The following is a 14,824-nucleotide window of genomic DNA, read 5'->3' as shown; positions in this document are numbered from 1 at the left end:
ACCGTTGTGACCTATCAGACAAAACCGACAAGCAACCAACCCGTGGTTCGTGTCCTGGGCCTCACCGGTAGCCTGCGTTCGCAGTCCGTCAACCGGGCGCTGATGAGCGCTGCCCATGAACTCAAGCCCGACGACATGCAGATCATGGATCACGCCGGGCTCGACCAGTTGCCGTATTTCAACGAGGATGTGGAGACGGAAGGCGATCCGACCACTGTGCAGGCTCTGAAGTCCGCGCTGCACAGCGTCGACGCGCTGCTCATCGTCACGCCCGAGTACAATTCCGGTGTCCCCGCCGTCCTTAAAAACGCCATAGACTGGGCGTCCCGGGGCGCTTCACTCCTGAAGGAAATGCCAGTCGCCCTGATGAGTGCTTCGCCGAGCCCGATGGGTGGACAACGTGCGCAGTTGCAGTTTCGTCAGACCTTGACCGGCATCGGCGCTCATGTGTTGCCGGCACCGGACATACTCATCGGCTCCGCGCCCCAACGCTTCGATGCTGACCTCCGGCTTAGCGACGAACCAACCCGCAAGTTGGTCGCCCGCCATCTGGTTCGGCTACGGGATTGGACGCTTGCGCTGGGGGCGCTGCGGCTGCATTTGAAGGAGGCCGCGTAATCATCGGGGGAGCCGTGGGTTAGTGACTAGTTTCCGGTACCAAAGCTGACATTGTCATCGTTTCAGGCGAATGTCTGCGAGGCTAAGCAGCCCTTGCGGCGGATTCAGATGGCGGCAGCCGTCTTCCGAATCCGCGCGGCCTCCAGCGCCGCCTCCAGGAACGCCGTGTTGCGCTCGGGGTCGGGGTCCGGCGCGTCGAAGGCGACGTAATTGACCTCGACGGAGGCGTGCAGCGCCGTCAGCGACAGCGCAAAATAGACGGTTGCGCCGCGCGGCCGAAGTTCGAGGTCGAGCACGATGCGCGGGTTCTCGGTCCAGCCGACATGCGCTTCGCCGCCATGGCCGAGCCGCAGCGTTTCGGGCATGAAGAACAGTTCCGCCGCGGAATCGACGATATCGGAAATGCAGGCGAAATGCTCCAGCCTGATGAAAGCGATGTAGTCGGCGACATCGACGAGCCGAAGCTCGCTGACCACTTCCTCGATGGCCTTGGCGACGATGATCTCGCGAGTCGGTGCGTGCGGCTGTCGGTTCATCAGTTCGCTTTGCGCTTGTTGCCGTAGACGATCCGCACGAGTTCCGCGACCGCCTGGTAGAATTGGGCAGGAATGACGCTATCTACCGAAACTTGCTTGTACATGGATCGGGCGAGCGCCACGTCCTCGAAGACCGGGATGTTGTGGGCCGCCGCGATCTCGCGGATCTTCAGCGCCACCAGATCCTGTCCCTTGGCCAGCACCATCGGCGCCGAATCCTCTTCGCGCACATATCTGAGCGCGATGGAGAAGTGGGTCGGGTTGGCGATGATCAGCGTGGCGCGCGGCACCGCCGTCATCATGCGGCGGCGGGCGCGGTCGCGCGCCAGCGAGCGCAGGCGGCCCTTGACGATAGGGTCGCCTTCGGACTGCTTCATCTCGTCCTTGACCTCCTGGCGGGTCATGCGGAGTTCCTGCCGCCAGTGGAACCGTGACCATACGAAGTCGATCGCCGCGATCAATCCCATGACGAAGACGATGGCGACGAGGATGTCGATGGCGATGTCGCGGATCACCAGGCCGAAGGCCGCCGGCGGCGTCATCATGCCGGCAAGAAGACGATGGTGGCTTTCGCCGAGCGTGAAGACGAGGACCAGCATGGCGAAGCCGAGCTTGCCCAGCGACTTCAGGAATTCGACAAAACCCTGGATGCCGAACAGGCGCTTCCACCCCGAGGCGAGCGAGATGCGCGACGCCTGCGGCCGGATGCGCTCGCCGACGAATTGCGGCATGTTCTGCAACACCGAGGAACCGATGCCGGCTACCACGAGCAACACCATCATCACGCCGAGCAGCTTGGCGATCTGCATGATGACGCCGCTGTAGAGCTCGATCACATCGCGCTCGGTGTCCAGCGGCCAGGCCTCGGGTTTCTCCAGGAACATCGACAGGAACACGCCGAGTTCGTTGATGCTATCGCCAGCGAAGAAGACGGCAAACACCAGTATCGCCACGAAGGAAGCCAGGATCGTCGTTTCCTTCGAGCTGGGCGTCTTGCCCTTGTCGATGGTGTCGCGGATCTTCTTCTCGGTCGCTTCCTCGGTTTTGCTGTCCTTGTCGACGCTCTCGGACATCGGATGATTATCCGTTCAGCGGTTCAGGCCGCGGCAGCCTGGGCGGCGGCCGTGGGCAATTCGAACACCCCTTCATGCGACATGCGGATCGCAGTCGAGGCGATCGACCGCCGCGCCTTGAGGATGTCGGCCATGGCGATCCCCTCCGATCCTTGCGAAAGCTCGGATTCGATCATGCGCCTCGAGCGGGCGCCGATCGCCGACAGCACCGCTTCGGTCATGTCCGGCGGTGCGCCTCTCAGGCACAGCGTCACGAGTTCGGTCGAGAGCCCGTCGAAGAGCGCCACCCGCGCCTTCTGCGTCATCAGCACGATGTCGTCGAACGAGAACAGCCGCGCGCGCACGCCTTCGAGATCGGTCGCGCCGGATTTCTCGAGGTCTTCCATCACCTCGTCCATCTGCGACTTTTCCATCTCGTTGAGCACGCTGGCGACGCGGCTCTGCCCCGCCGACATGTCCTTGGCCGTGCTTTCCGAGAGAACCCGGCTGCGCAACTGACCTTCAACTATCTTGGTCGCGGTTTCGGGAATGGAGGTCAGCGCCATCATCCGCTTGATGATCTCGCCGCGCAGGCCTTTTTCCAGCGTCAGCAGCACATTGGCCGAGGCCTGCGGCGCGAGCCTGGAGAGAATCAGCGCCGATGTTTGCGGATGTTCAGCCGCGATGAACGCGCCCAGCCGCAGCGGATCGGCCTTTTCCAGTTGCGGCCATATCGGCGGCGGGGTCTTGGCGGCATTGAGCGGCTTGCCGTCGCCCTTGAGCGCCTGCACTTCCTCTGGGGACAGGCCCTCGTTCAGAATGTCGTCCATCTTGTCGGCCGAATCGAGCTGCCCCGCCCCTTCGGTGAACTCGGCCTCGAATTCGGCAACAATCTTTTCCAGGTCGCTTTGCGGAATTGTCCGCAACTGCCTTGCGCCCTCGATCAGCGCCTTCAATTCCTCCTGCTTGAAGAATTTGAGCAGGCGGCTCGCCGACGGCTTTCCCATCGCCACCAATATGGCTGCGGCCTTCTGCGGCCGCGTCAGCGTGGCAAGGGTCGTCGTCATGCGTCGAACCTTTCGCGGCCGGGAAGCAGAGACTTGCGCATCAGGCAGGCTTCCCGCTGATGATTTCGGTCAGGCGTATGCCGAAGCGCGACGGGTCGTTTTCGAGCACCGTGATCTCGCCGCGCGCGATCTTGCGGCCGTTCACAACGACGTCGACCGGCTCGCCGATGCGCCGGTTGAGCGCGACGGTCGAGCCCTTCTGCAGCGCCATCAGGTCCGAAACCGGCATCTCGGTGCTGCCGAGCACGATCTGGACATCGACCGGAATGTTCATGATGACACCGGAATTGCGCATCGAATCCTCGACGGTCGGGCCGCTCTCCGGCCGCTGCGGCTCGTCGTGCAGCACGCCGCGCAGCTCCTCGATCGCCCGGTTCAGCTGCTCCTCGGGCGGGTCGGCTTCGGTCGCCACAGCGTTTGTCTGGGTCATCATGCTCTCCAATTCCTGGGCGTTGCCAGTCGACGCGGCGCGTCACCCTGTCATCAGCCCGTCGATAAATTCCTGGCCGGCATCGGACTGATGCCTGATCCTGACCGTGTAGTTCTGGCCGAGCTTGCCGAATTCGCAGACGAACAGCGTCTTCTTGCGCGCTGAAAGCCGCGCCTGCGACTGCGCGCCTTCTTCCAGCTCGATCACCTGGCCTTCGCGGAACGCGGCTATATCGCCGAGCGTCATGCGGGCGAGCGGCATCGCCGCCTCGAGCGTCACCGTCGAGCGCATGACCTCCTCGCTGAAGCGCGCGCGCCAGTCGGTCACCGCCGGGCCGCTTGCGGCGGGTTCAGACCCCGTCCGGTGCATCAGCACGCGTTGCGGCATCAGGAGGTAGAGAATCCCCGAGCTCGGCCCGAGCGTGAATTTGAATGCGATGCGCACCGCCGGCCCGTCGCGCAGCACCTTGCCCTTGCGCTTGGCCCCGGCGATCGCGGTGGGCAGCGGGAAATGGATATTGAGCGCCCGGGTGCCCCAGCCGTTCACGGAGGTTGCCACCTCCTGGCACATCATCGTCGCCACCTCGATCTCGGTCGGCGACAGTTCGCGCTCGATCGGCGCCACCGGCATATCGGGATCGCCGCCGAACAACGCGCTGACGACGACGGCGATGGCGTCGGGATCGACCAGCATGACCAGCGCATCCGATGACATCGGCGATGAGGCGATCGTCATCGCCTGGTTGCCGGCCGCGTCAGGCTTCACATCGCCGAGCCGCATCACGTCGATATTGCCGAGCTCGATGGTGAGCGGCGACGCCAGGTTGGCGTTGAGGCTGTCCGATAGGATCGGCAGGGCACGCGCGCCAAGCCCGCGCGCGGCCTCGATCACATGCTGCGTCTCGCCGCGGTCGCCGACCAGGCGCTCCAGTATGAAGGCGCGCGTGTCGGCGGGACTGGCCGGACTTGCCATCAGCCGATGCTCCGTTCAGCCGGCGCCATCGGCTCAGGCCGCCTTCTTGGCGGCGTCGCCAGCGGCTGCCGCAGTATTCATGGTGCTCTGCTCGACCGCATCGATCGACGGGCGGTCGTAGGAGGAGATGGTCTTGCGGCCGAATTCGATCGCCACCTGCGGCAGTGAGCCGTTCATATAGGCGAGCAGCGTCTGCTTCACGATGACGTAGAGGCGGTTGTTCTTGTCCCTGACGATCTTGATCTTGGTGGCGATCGGCCCGACCACCGCATAGGACAGGAAAATGCCGAGGAAGGTGCCGACGAGCGCGGCGCCGATCAGCGCACCCAGTATCTCCGGCGACTGGTCGAGCGCGCCCATCGCCTTCACCACCCCGAGCACCGCGGCGACGATGCCAAGCGCCGGCAGGCCGTCGGCGACCGCGACCAGGGCATGGTAGGATTTCAGCTTGTCGGAGCGGATGGTATGGATCTCCTCATCCATCAGCGCCTCGATCTCGTGGCTTCGCGCATTGCCGATGATGATCAGCCGGCAGTAGTCGCAGATGAAATGCGTCAGGTCGTGCCGCTTGAGCACCGTCGGGAATGCCTGGAACACGGTCGATTCACTTGGATTGTCGATATGGGCTTCGACCTCGCTGCGCGACTTCGTGCGCAGTTCGCGCATCAGGCTGTGCAGCACGCCGAGCGTTTCGAGATAATCGCGCTCCTTCGGCGTAGCCTGGCGGAAGGCTTCCATGCACGCCTTGCCGGTGTCCCTCACTGTGGCCATCGGATTGGCGACGAGAAAGGTTCCGAATGCGGCGCCGCCGATAATGACGAATTCCCAGGGCTGCATGAGCACGTCTATGTGACCGCCCATGGCCATGAAGCCGCCAAGCACGCAGCCCATCGTCACCACGAGTCCGATCAGTATGCTCACAGTCAGTCCTTCCACATTCCAATCTATGGAAGGCAATACAGGCCGTGCCTTGTGTGAGGCTTGAAAGGGCGGCGGTTCAGTTTCGCGCAAGCGTGGCCGCGTAGCTTCGCCGGATAGCTTCGGCCGGAGGCCTGCCCGTGATCAACACATTCACCAGCTACCAGCTTATCGCGAGGGACATCCCCAAGGCACTCGGTCGCGTCGAAAACCAGCCAATGGTCGAGCGCGAAACCAAGTACTACCTCGAGAACATCACCAAGGTGAAAACGATCGACGAGTTCGTCAAGAACGATCGCTTGTTTCGCTATGCGATGAAGGCGCACGGGCTCGAAGACATGGCCTACGCCAAGGCGTTCATGGTCAAGGCCCTGAAGGAAGGAATTTCCAACCCCGAAAGCTTCGCCAATAAACTGACCGACAAGCGTTATGCCGAGTTCGTCAAGAGCTTCAACTTCGCCGCGTATGGCGAACTGGCGACCGTCTACAACAAGGCGCAGCAGGGCGCAGTCACGAACTACCAAGCCCAGGCGGCGATTGCCGGGGTCGATCCAACATCAGCCGCGGTGCAGGCCGAGGTGACATATTACCTCGCCAACATCGTGAAGGTGAAATCCATCGACGATCTCATGTCGAATGACAGGCTGGTCCGCTTCGCGCTTGCCGGCTTCGGCCTGAATGACACCGAAGAGAACAAGGATATCGCCAAGGCGGTTCTGGAGGGGGGCCTCCGCGATCCCGACAGCCTGGCCAACACGATGACGGACAAGACCTTTGTCGCCTTCGCGTCGATGTATAATTTCGAGGAGCTTGGAGAGGAGACGACCACCCACGTCCTTGCCCAGCGTCCAGCGATCGACAAATTTATGCGCCAGACGCTCGAGGAAAACGCTGGCAACTCCAACGAAGGCGTGCGGCTGGCGCTCTATTTCGAGCGCAAGGCGCAAACCCTCACATCCTTCTATGAAATCCTGGCCGACCCGGCTCTGGCACGGGTCGTGCGCACGGCGCTTTCGCTGCCGGATTCGTTCGCCTCGGCCGATATCGACAAGCAGGTGCAGCTCTTCGAAAGCAAGCTCAACATCGAGGACTTTTCCGATCCCAAGGAACTGGGCAAGTTTCTTACCCGCTTCACGAGCCTGTGGGAGGTCCGCAACCCGTCGTCGCCCGCTCAGACCTCGCTCAGCGTGCTGTTCAGCCAGCCGGTCGAATACGGCATCTCGACCAACACCCTGTTCGCCATCCAGGCGATGAAGCGCTGAGGAGCTGGCCATGCAGGATGGTCTCTACGTCGCCCTTTCCTCCCAGATCGCGCTGGAACGCCGGCTGAACACGATCGCCGACAATGTCGCCAACGCGTCGACCGTCGGGTTCCGCGCTACCGGCGTCAAGTTCGAGGACGTGGTGTCCGGGCTCGGCCAGGACGCCGTGTCCTTCGCCTCGGCCGGAGACACCTATCTGTCGGCCAAATCCGGCTCGCTTCGTGAGACCGGCAACCCCTTCGACTTCGCCATCCAGGGCAATGCCTGGTTCGGCATTGAGACGCCCGTCGGCACGGTTATGACGCGGGACGGCCGCTTCTCGATGCTCGATACCGGCCAACTGGTGACGATCGAGGGCTATCCGGTGCTCGACGCCGGCGGCGCGCCGCTCCAGCTCGACCCACGCAACGGTCCGCCGCAATCGGGCGCCGACGGCGTTCTGCGGCAGGACGGCCAGCTTGTCGGCGCGATCGGCCTGTTCGACTTCGAGCCCGGCCCCAATTTTACCCGCTTCGGCAATTCCGGAATCGTGCCCGCCGGCCAGCCCGAGCCGGTGGTGGACCGCATCGATATCGGCGTGGCGCAAGGCTTCCTCGAAGATTCCAATGTCAATCCGATGCTGGAAATGACGCGGCTGATCGCCGTGCAGCGCGCCTTCGAGAACATCGCGGCGGCCATGCGCAGCACCGAGCAGACTTTCGGCAATGCCATTCAGACGCTCGGCTCCAAGACCTGACGACGGATGACTTCGCACCCACCTGCCACCATCGAGCGACCTGACGCCACCGTCCATGACACGGCGCTGACCGCGCTGGAGCGCACATGGCGGCGCTTTGCCGACGACCGCACGCTCATCCGGCGCGGCGGGCGCGTCACCGAAGTCTCGCAGACGCAATACCGCGTGCGCGGCATTTCCGACGCTGCCCGGTTGGGCGACATCGTCGAGCATCGCGGCCAAGCCGGCGCGCGGCGCGGCGAAATCGTCCAGATCGGGCCGGAGGAAGTGCTGGTCGCCCCGTTCGAACGATCGGCAGACGCAGGCGTCGGCGACGCCGTATTCAACCATGGTCCGTTCACGGCGACGCCACATGCCTCGTGGCGCGGCCGCGCCGTCGATTCGCTCGGCCGGGCGATAGACGGTGGCGTGCCGCTGGTCGCCGGCGAGCCATTGGATGCGGTCGAGGCGACGCCGCCATCGGCCCTCTCCCGTCAGCGTGTCGGCACCTCCTTCCTTACCGGCGTTCGCGTCATCGACATCTTCACGCCAATCTGCTTCGGGCAGCGGCTCGGCATCTTCGCCGGTTCCGGCGTCGGCAAGTCGACGCTGCTTGCAATGCTCGCGGGAGCAGACGCTTTCGACACGGTCGTGGTGGCACTGGTCGGCGAACGCGGCCGCGAGGTGCGCGAATTCCTGGAAGACACGGTCGGCGAAAAGAGCATGGCCAAGACCATCGCCGTGGTCGCGACCAGCGACGAAAGCGCGATGATGCGCAAGCGCGCGCCCGACACCGCCATGCGCGTCGCCGAGCATTTTCGCCAGCGCGGCGACCGCGTGCTTCTGGTGCTCGATTCCATCACCCGCTTCGCCCATGCACTGCGCGAAGTGGCGATCGGGGCGGGCGAGCCGCCTATCGCGCGCGGCTATCCGGCGTCGGTGTTCACCGACTTGCCGAAGCTGCTGGAACGCGCAGGGCCGGGCCTCGACGGCTCCGGATCGATTACCGCCATCATCTCCGTGCTGGTCGATGGCGACGACCATAACGACCCGGTCGCCGATTCGGTGCGGGGCATCCTTGACGGCCATGTCGTACTCGACCGCTCGATCGCCGAGCAGGGCCGCTATCCGCCGGTCAACCCGCTGTCGTCGATCTCGCGGCTGGCTTCCAAGGCATGGAGCGCCGAGCAGCGCGCGCTGGTGACGCGGCTGAAATCGATGATCTCCCGCTTCGAGGACACGCGCGATATCCGCCTGCTCGGCGCCTACCAGCCTGGTGCCGACGCCGAACTCGACATGGCCGTGCGCCAGGTTCCCCTGATCTACGAGGCGCTGACGCAAACGCCTGCCGACCGCCCCTCGCCCGACCCGTTCGCCGATCTCGCCCGCCATTTGAGAGCCAAGGACAAGCCCCATGCAACTCAAGGAGATTGACAGCACCCTGCGCGGCAAGCTGCAGGCGCAGGCTGCGGCCGAGAAGCCGGCATTGCGCTCACTCGCCTCGCGGCTGATTCGCCGCCGCGCCGCCGCGCCCGGGCTGACGCAGCAGTCCCGCGACCGCCACGGCGACTTGATCATCGCCGGACTAGGCATCGCGCTCGGCCTCGGTTGCGCGCTGTTTCCCTGGTACATCTTCTTCAATCAGGACAAGTTTGGTATTCGCGCCTTGAAATTCGAAGGGCAAGGCGAGCGCGAGACCGGCCCGATCTATCTCGGCCAGCAAGCCGATCGCGTCGGCGCGCCGATGACGGTCGAGGACATTCCGCCGATGAAGCTCGACCTGTTTGCGACAGGCACCCTGCCCAAAAACGATAGCCCGGGCGAAGGCGCGCCGGGGTTGAGCGAACAGCCTTTTCCGTCCGAAATCGCCGCCTTCCGCCTCGTTCACGTCGCCAATGGCCGCGCCATGATCGAGGACGACACCGGCCTCTGGGTGGTGCAGCGAGGCTCGCGGCTGCCCGACAACAGCCGCGTCGCCGGCATCGAACAGCGCGACGGCAAATGGGTTCTGGTGACCAGCGCCGACAAGGTGATTGAACTGTCCAAGTAGCCCGGCTCCCGGAACAGTTCGCGCAAGGCCCGCGCAAGACTGGCTCCCTATCGTGTGGAAATCTGCCCGGAGATTTCTATGCAGCCAGTCAACCTCTTCGATCTCGCCTCGCAGCAGTCGCAATGGCTGGCCGTGCGCCAGGCCGCTGTCGCCGGCAATGTCGCCAATGTGAACACGCCCGGCTACGGCGCATTCGACGTCGAGCCCTTTGAGAAGGTGCTCGACAACACGCGCGTGGCCCTGAGGGCAACCCATGAGGGGCACCTCAGCGGAGGCGCGACAGAGGCCGGCTATGCCGTGCGGCAGAACGGGCGGGAGATATCGGCCATGCCGTCCGGCAACACGGTGGTGCTCGAAAACGAACTGATGAAGGCCGGCGAGATCAGTCGCTCCTTCGAACTCAACACGGCGATCGTCAAGGCGTTTCACCGCATGATGATGACCAGCGTGAGGAGCTGATTGTGGATCCGCTTTCGACAGCCCTGAAGGTTGCGGCCTCCGGCCTCGGCGCCCAGTCGGAGCGGCTGCGCGTCGTCTCGGAGAACCTCGCCAACGCCCAGTCGACCGGCGACGCGCCGGGCGCCGAACCCTATCGGCGCAAGACCATCACCTTCGCCGCCGAACTCGACCGTGCAAGCGGCGGCTCGCTGGTCGACGTGACCGCGATCAACCGCGACCCTTCGGCCTTCCCCGTCGAATATTCGCCCGGCCACGAGGCCGCCAACGAGAACGGCTACGTCATGATGCCCAACGTCAACGTGCTGATCGAAATGGCCGACATGACCGAGGCGAACCGCTCCTATGAAGCGAATTTGCAGGTCATCAAGCAGGCGCGTTCGCTGATCTCGATGACCATCGACCTGATGAGGAGCCAATAATGATCACCGGCCTCAGTGCGGTCGTTCCGCAACTCCAGATGGGCAATACGGACGGCGATGGCGGGCTCTTTTCCCGCAGCGCCGGTCCGGTGGCGGCAGATGCCGGCTCGTCCTTCGCAGCGATGCTGACACGGGCGGCGGGCGACGCGATCGGCACCCTCCAGCAGGCCGAACAGGTTTCCGTCCAGGCGCTGCAGGGCGAGGCCGACATACGCCAGGTGGTCGACGCGGTGATGAGCGCTGAACAGTCGCTGCAGGCGGCTGTAGCGATCCGCGACAAGATCGTGACCGCCTATCTCGAAGTCAGCCGCATGGCGATCTGAGGAGAATGAGACCATGAAGGCACTCGCAATCGCCGCAACCGGCATGAACGCCCAGCAGACCAATCTGGAAGTGATCGCCAACAACATCGCCAACATCAACACCACCGGCTTCAAACGGGCGCGGGCGGAATTCTCCGACCTGCTCTATCAGGTCGACCGGCTGCAGGGCGTGCCCAACCGCGCCAATTCCAGCCTCGTGCCGGAAGGCGTGAGCATCGGCCTCGGCGTCAAGACGAGCGCTGTGCGCAACGTCCATGTCCAGGGCGGGCTGACCAGCACCGGCAACAAGTTCGACCTCGCGCTGACCGGCAATGGCTGGTTCCAGATCGAAGGCGCCGACGGCCAGACGCTCTACACCCGCGCCGGCTCGTTCAACACCAACGCCACCGGGCAGTTGGTGACGGTCGACGGCTTTCCGGTCCAGCCCGCCATCAACGTCCCGGCTGATGCGGTCGAGGTTATCGTCAACAAGTCCGGCCAGGTGTTCGCGCGCCTCGATGGACAGGTCGATTTGCAGGACCTCGGCCAGTTGACGCTGGCGAGCTTTGCCAACGAGGCCGGCCTCGCGCCGCTGGGAGACAATCTGTTCCAGGAAACGCCGGCCTCCGGCGCCGCCAATATCGGCGTACCTGGCGATCTCGGCTACGCCACCGTCCAGCAGGGCTATCTCGAAAACTCCAACGTCGATCCGGTCAAGGAAATCACCGAGCTGATCTCGGCGCAGCGCGCCTACGAGATGAACTCCAAGGTCATCCAGGCGGCCGACGAGATGGCGGCCGTCGTCTCGAAGAACATCAGGTAGCAGCGATGGCTTTCCGGTCGATGCGCGCTCTGCTTCACGCCGCGGCTGCCGGTCTGGCGCTGTGCTGCGCGTTGCCGGCGCTGGCGCAGGAGGTCGTGCTCATCCCCAACCGGGTCATCTATCCCGGCGAGACGGTCTCGGCCGACGCGCTGAAGGAAGTCACGCTGAAACCCGGTAAACAGGCGCCCGAAGCGGTCGCTGTCACGCTCGCGGAACTCGACGGCAAGGTCGCCAGGCGCACTCTGCTGACCGGCCGCTACGTCCCGCTGAGTTCTCTGCGCGAGGCGTATCTCGTCGAGCAGGGCGCGGCGGTCGAGGTGGTCTTCGTCTCCGGCGCGCTTACGATTTCCGCGAGCGCAGTGACGCTGGAGCCCGGTTCCGCTGGCGATCTGGTCAAGATCCGCAACATCGACAGCGGCAAGATTCTTTCTGGCACGGTCATGGCCGACGGCTCGATCCGGATCGGCGCCATATGATCCGCCGGCTGCTCATTCTGATTGTCGCGACCGCGTTCGGCGTCCAGGCGGTCCTGGCGGACGGACTGATCCGCAAGGACGGCGGGGCCGGCGCCATTGGCGTCGGTCATTACGAACAGCGCGACCTCTATCCCGGCCAGAACCTCGTTCCCTCGCGGATCAAGGACATCGCGCAGTTGCAGAGCGCGCGCGACAACCAGCTCGTCGGCTACGGGCTGGTGATCGGCCTGCAGGGCTCGGGTGACAGCCTGCGCAACTCGCCTTTCACGGAACAGTCGATCCGAGCCATGCTGGAAAATCTCGGCATAGCCAGCGAAGGTGGCCGGGCGCGGGCCAAGAACGTTGCGGCGGTGATCGTCACCGCCAACCTGCCGCCCTTCGTCCAGTCCGGCGCGCGCATCGACGTCAGCGTCTCGTCGCTGGGCGACGCGGTGTCGCTCGGCGGTGGCGTGCTGGTGATGACGCCGCTGAAAGCCGCCGACGGCGAAATCTACGCGGTCGCGCAGGGCCCGGTGTTCATATCCGGCTTCAACGCCCAGGGCGACGCCGAGAAGATCACGCAAGGCGTGCCGACCTCCGGCCGCGTGCCCAACGGCGCGATCATCGAGCGACAGGTCGAGGCCGAATTCGGCGATGTCGGCACGCTGACCCTGCAGCTCCGCAATGCCGACTTCTCGACGGCGGTGAGGGTTACCGACGCGATCAACGACTACGCGCTGGAGCGCTTCGGCAAGCGCGTGGCGCGCGAGCAGGATTCGCGCACGGTCATCATCCAGAAACCGCAGAAGATCTCCGCCGCCCGCTTTTACGCCGAGCTCGAAAACTTGATCGTCGAATCCGACATGCCGGCGCGGGTTGTGGTCGACGAGCGCACCGGCACTATCGTCATCGGCAACGAAGTTCGGATCTCGCGCGTCGCCATCAGCCACGGCACGCTGACGGTCCGCATCACCGAGATGCCGAGGGTCGTGCAGCCCGAACCCTTCTCCAGAGGGCGGACAGAAGTGGAGCCGTTCACTGCTATCGATCTGGACCAACCGGACGGGCGCGTCGCCATTATCGACGGCCCAAATCTCGAAACGTTGGTTTCCGGGCTGAACCGGCTCGGCGTCAAGCCCGACGGTATCATCGCCATCCTCCAGGGCATCAAATCCGCCGGCGCCCTGCAGGCCGAACTCGTACTTCAATAGGTGACGCGATGCCGGCCAAATTTCATCTCCTGACCCCGCCAAGGCGCATTGGCCGCAAGCCGCTTGCCGCCGCGACGCTCGCCGCGCTGCTTGCAGCCGCCGGTCCTGCCGCAACCGAGACGGCGCCGACCGTCGTGGCCGCGGCCGAGACGGAGAGCGAGATCCAGCGTTTCTGCTCGAGCATCGCCGACGCTGCACGCGACCGCCGCTATGCGCTGCAGAGGATGGAGATGGAGACGCTGCAGAAGGAAGTCGACAAGCGCATCGCCCTGCTCGAGGAGAAACGCGCCGAATACGAGAGCTGGATGAAGCGGCGCGAGACTTTCCTGGCGCAGGCCGAAGGCAATGTCGTAGAGATTTACGCCTCCATGAAACCCGACGCCGCCGCCGAGCGGCTCGCCATGCTTGATGTCGAGCTTGCCGCCGGCATCCTGATGAAGCTCGAATCGCGCCGCGCAGGCGTCATCCTCAACGAGATGGAAAGCAAGGCCGCGGCCGCCCTCACCGGCATCATGGCGAGCGCCGCGCGAAGGGAAGACCCGACATGATCCGCAACCTCTTGCTGGCCATCGCCGCGGCTACGCTCGCCGCGCTCGCCGCCTGCGGCTCCAACCTGAAGGAGATCGGCCAGCCTCCAGCGCTGTCGGCCGTCGGCTCCGGCGTCGCCTCTGGCACGCAATCGGTCTATCAGTATCCCGAAACGCCGGCCCAGCCGGTCAAGCGTTTTTCACTATGGAACGACCGCCAGAGCCGCCTCTTCACCGACCCGCGGGCGCTGTCGCCCGGTGACATCCTGACGGTCGAGATCGAGATCAACGATCGGGCGAAATTCAAGAACGAATCCGACCGCAGCCGCACCTCGACCAAGTCGCTCGGCGGCGCGCTGGAGTACGAATGGGACGGGATCGGCTCCGGCGGCACCGCCGACGCCAATATCGGCTCGACCTCGGCGTCGGCGGGAACGGGCGAAACCACGCGTTCCGAAACGATCGAGCTTTCCGTTGCCGCCATCGTCATCGACGTGATGCCGAACGGCAATCTGGTGATCAACGGCTCGCAGGAGGTGCGGGTCAACGCCGAACTACGGATCCTGACGATCGCCGGCATTGTGCGTCCGGTTGATATCGGGCCGAAAAACACGATCTCCTACGAGCGCATCGCCGAGGCCCGCATTTCCTATGGCGGCCGGGGACGTCTGACCGAGGTGCAGCAGCCACCCTACGGCCAGCAGTTCCTCGACCAGGTTCTTCCGTTCTAGGCCGGGGCAAACCATGGCGATCACCGAACAAGGTCAGACACCGCCCAAGGGCCCGTCGCTGCTGGTGCAGATGGCGGTGCTGCTTGGCATGACGGCCGCAGCGATCGTCCTTGGCTGGGCCTCCGGAATCTACCTGAACGACAGCAGCGAACCGGCAAAACCGGCAGCGCATACGACGGAAGCTCACGGCGACGGCGCGGTCGGTGGCGAACCCGTTGAATCGAGAGTGGTCATCCCGCTCGCGTCGATCACGACCAACCTCGCGGCGCCGGACGCA

General features: G+C 64.5%; 19 protein-coding genes and 1 pseudogene. 14 read left to right on the top strand and 6 right to left on the bottom strand.

Annotation, left to right across the window (positions count from 1 at the left end; genetic code table 11):
- Nucleotides 1–6 precede the first annotated feature (6 nt).
- Nucleotides 7–618 carry an NADPH-dependent FMN reductase gene (locus MAXJ12_RS08905; protein WP_157999627.1) on the top strand — a complete coding sequence of 204 codons (612 nt, stop codon included), beginning with the start codon at nt 7–9 and terminating at the stop codon, nt 616–618.
- A gap of 104 nt (nt 619–722) precedes the next feature.
- Here MAXJ12_RS08905 and MAXJ12_RS08900 read toward each other — a convergent pair whose 3' ends face one another.
- From MAXJ12_RS08900 to motA, 6 genes are read right to left on the bottom strand one after another with little or no spacing between them, the layout of a single operon-like run.
- Nucleotides 723–1,154, bottom strand: coding sequence for a hypothetical protein (locus MAXJ12_RS08900; RefSeq protein ID WP_008835490.1), 432 nt, complete (start codon nt 1,152–1,154; stop codon nt 723–725).
- Entirely contained in the window at nt 1,154–2,227 is a 1,074-nt protein-coding gene (gene flhB, locus MAXJ12_RS08895; RefSeq protein WP_008835489.1) for a flagellar biosynthesis protein FlhB, read from the bottom strand. Before flhB ends, MAXJ12_RS08900 begins: the two co-directional genes overlap by 1 nt.
- Nucleotides 2,228–2,250: 23 nt before the next feature.
- A complete protein-coding gene (locus tag MAXJ12_RS08890; protein WP_008835488.1) occupies nt 2,251–3,273 on the bottom strand; it encodes a flagellar motor switch protein FliG in 1,023 nt (340 codons plus the stop codon).
- 40 nt (nt 3,274–3,313) lie between these two features.
- Nucleotides 3,314–3,703 carry a flagellar motor switch protein FliN gene (gene fliN, locus MAXJ12_RS08885; protein WP_040585486.1) on the bottom strand — a complete coding sequence of 130 codons (390 nt, stop codon included), beginning with the start codon at nt 3,701–3,703 and terminating at the stop codon, nt 3,314–3,316.
- Nucleotides 3,704–3,745: 42 nt separating this feature from the next.
- Nucleotides 3,746–4,675 (bottom strand): FliM/FliN family flagellar motor switch protein, encoded by a 930-nt coding sequence (locus MAXJ12_RS08880; protein ID WP_008835486.1) that lies wholly within the window; start codon nt 4,673–4,675, stop codon nt 3,746–3,748.
- A 33-nt stretch (nt 4,676–4,708) separates the two neighbouring features.
- The gene (motA, locus tag MAXJ12_RS08875; protein ID WP_008835485.1) at nt 4,709–5,596 is read right to left on the bottom strand and encodes a flagellar motor stator protein MotA; all 888 of its coding nucleotides are present in this window, start codon (nt 5,594–5,596) and stop codon (nt 4,709–4,711) included.
- Between the two features lie 137 nt (nt 5,597–5,733).
- Here motA and MAXJ12_RS08870 point away from each other — a divergent pair, with 137 nt between their 5' ends.
- The 13 genes and pseudogenes from MAXJ12_RS08870 to MAXJ12_RS08810 form a co-directional block, all read left to right on the top strand.
- On the top strand, nt 5,734–6,855 hold the full coding sequence (locus tag MAXJ12_RS08870; RefSeq protein ID WP_008835484.1) for a DUF1217 domain-containing protein: 1,122 nt from the start codon (nt 5,734–5,736) through the stop codon (nt 6,853–6,855).
- A 10-nt stretch (nt 6,856–6,865) separates the two neighbouring features.
- The gene (gene flgF / locus MAXJ12_RS08865) at nt 6,866–7,591 is read left to right on the top strand and encodes a flagellar basal-body rod protein FlgF (RefSeq protein ID WP_008835483.1); all 726 of its coding nucleotides are present in this window, start codon (nt 6,866–6,868) and stop codon (nt 7,589–7,591) included.
- Between the two features lie 6 nt (nt 7,592–7,597).
- Entirely contained in the window at nt 7,598–9,004 is a 1,407-nt protein-coding gene (gene fliI / locus MAXJ12_RS08860; RefSeq protein WP_008835482.1) for a flagellar protein export ATPase FliI, read from the top strand.
- Nucleotides 8,985–9,620: a hypothetical protein gene (locus tag MAXJ12_RS08855; RefSeq protein ID WP_008835481.1), complete on the top strand. Its 636-nt coding sequence runs from the start codon at nt 8,985–8,987 to the stop codon at nt 9,618–9,620. Before fliI ends, MAXJ12_RS08855 begins: the two co-directional genes overlap by 20 nt.
- A gap of 78 nt (nt 9,621–9,698) precedes the next feature.
- Nucleotides 9,699–10,079 carry a flagellar basal body rod protein FlgB gene (gene flgB / locus MAXJ12_RS08850; RefSeq protein WP_008835480.1) on the top strand — a complete coding sequence of 127 codons (381 nt, stop codon included), beginning with the start codon at nt 9,699–9,701 and terminating at the stop codon, nt 10,077–10,079.
- A gap of 2 nt (nt 10,080–10,081) precedes the next feature.
- Nucleotides 10,082–10,498 carry a flagellar basal body rod protein FlgC gene (gene flgC, locus MAXJ12_RS08845; protein WP_008835479.1) on the top strand — a complete coding sequence of 139 codons (417 nt, stop codon included), beginning with the start codon at nt 10,082–10,084 and terminating at the stop codon, nt 10,496–10,498.
- Entirely contained in the window at nt 10,498–10,821 is a 324-nt protein-coding gene (gene fliE, locus MAXJ12_RS08840) for a flagellar hook-basal body complex protein FliE (RefSeq protein WP_008835478.1), read from the top strand. The genes flgC and fliE overlap by 1 nt, the downstream gene beginning before the upstream one ends.
- Before the next feature lie 13 nt (nt 10,822–10,834).
- Nucleotides 10,835–11,623, top strand: a complete 789-nt coding sequence (gene flgG / locus MAXJ12_RS08835) for a flagellar basal-body rod protein FlgG (RefSeq protein ID WP_008835477.1) — start codon at nt 10,835–10,837, stop codon at nt 11,621–11,623.
- A gap of 5 nt (nt 11,624–11,628) precedes the next feature.
- The gene (gene flgA, locus MAXJ12_RS08830) at nt 11,629–12,099 is read left to right on the top strand and encodes a flagellar basal body P-ring formation chaperone FlgA (protein WP_008835476.1); all 471 of its coding nucleotides are present in this window, start codon (nt 11,629–11,631) and stop codon (nt 12,097–12,099) included.
- Nucleotides 12,096–13,289 (top strand): flagellar basal body P-ring protein FlgI, encoded by a 1,194-nt coding sequence (locus MAXJ12_RS08825; protein ID WP_008835475.1) that lies wholly within the window; start codon nt 12,096–12,098, stop codon nt 13,287–13,289. Before flgA ends, MAXJ12_RS08825 begins: the two co-directional genes overlap by 4 nt.
- Nucleotides 13,290–13,297: 8 nt before the next feature.
- Nucleotides 13,298–13,837: a MotE family protein gene (locus MAXJ12_RS08820; RefSeq protein WP_008835474.1), complete on the top strand. Its 540-nt coding sequence runs from the start codon at nt 13,298–13,300 to the stop codon at nt 13,835–13,837.
- Nucleotides 13,834–14,547, top strand: coding sequence for a flagellar basal body L-ring protein FlgH (gene flgH / locus MAXJ12_RS08815; RefSeq protein ID WP_008835473.1), 714 nt, complete (start codon nt 13,834–13,836; stop codon nt 14,545–14,547). Before MAXJ12_RS08820 ends, flgH begins: the two co-directional genes overlap by 4 nt.
- Nucleotides 14,548–14,560: 13 nt before the next feature.
- A pseudogene (locus tag MAXJ12_RS08810) lies at nt 14,561–14,824 on the top strand (flagellar basal body-associated FliL family protein); the annotation flags it as partial.

Source organism: Mesorhizobium alhagi CCNWXJ12-2, assembly GCF_000236565.1.
Lineage (GTDB): Bacteria > Pseudomonadota > Alphaproteobacteria > Rhizobiales > Rhizobiaceae > Allomesorhizobium > Allomesorhizobium alhagi.
This window is presented reverse-complemented; position numbering and strand designations above follow the sequence as displayed.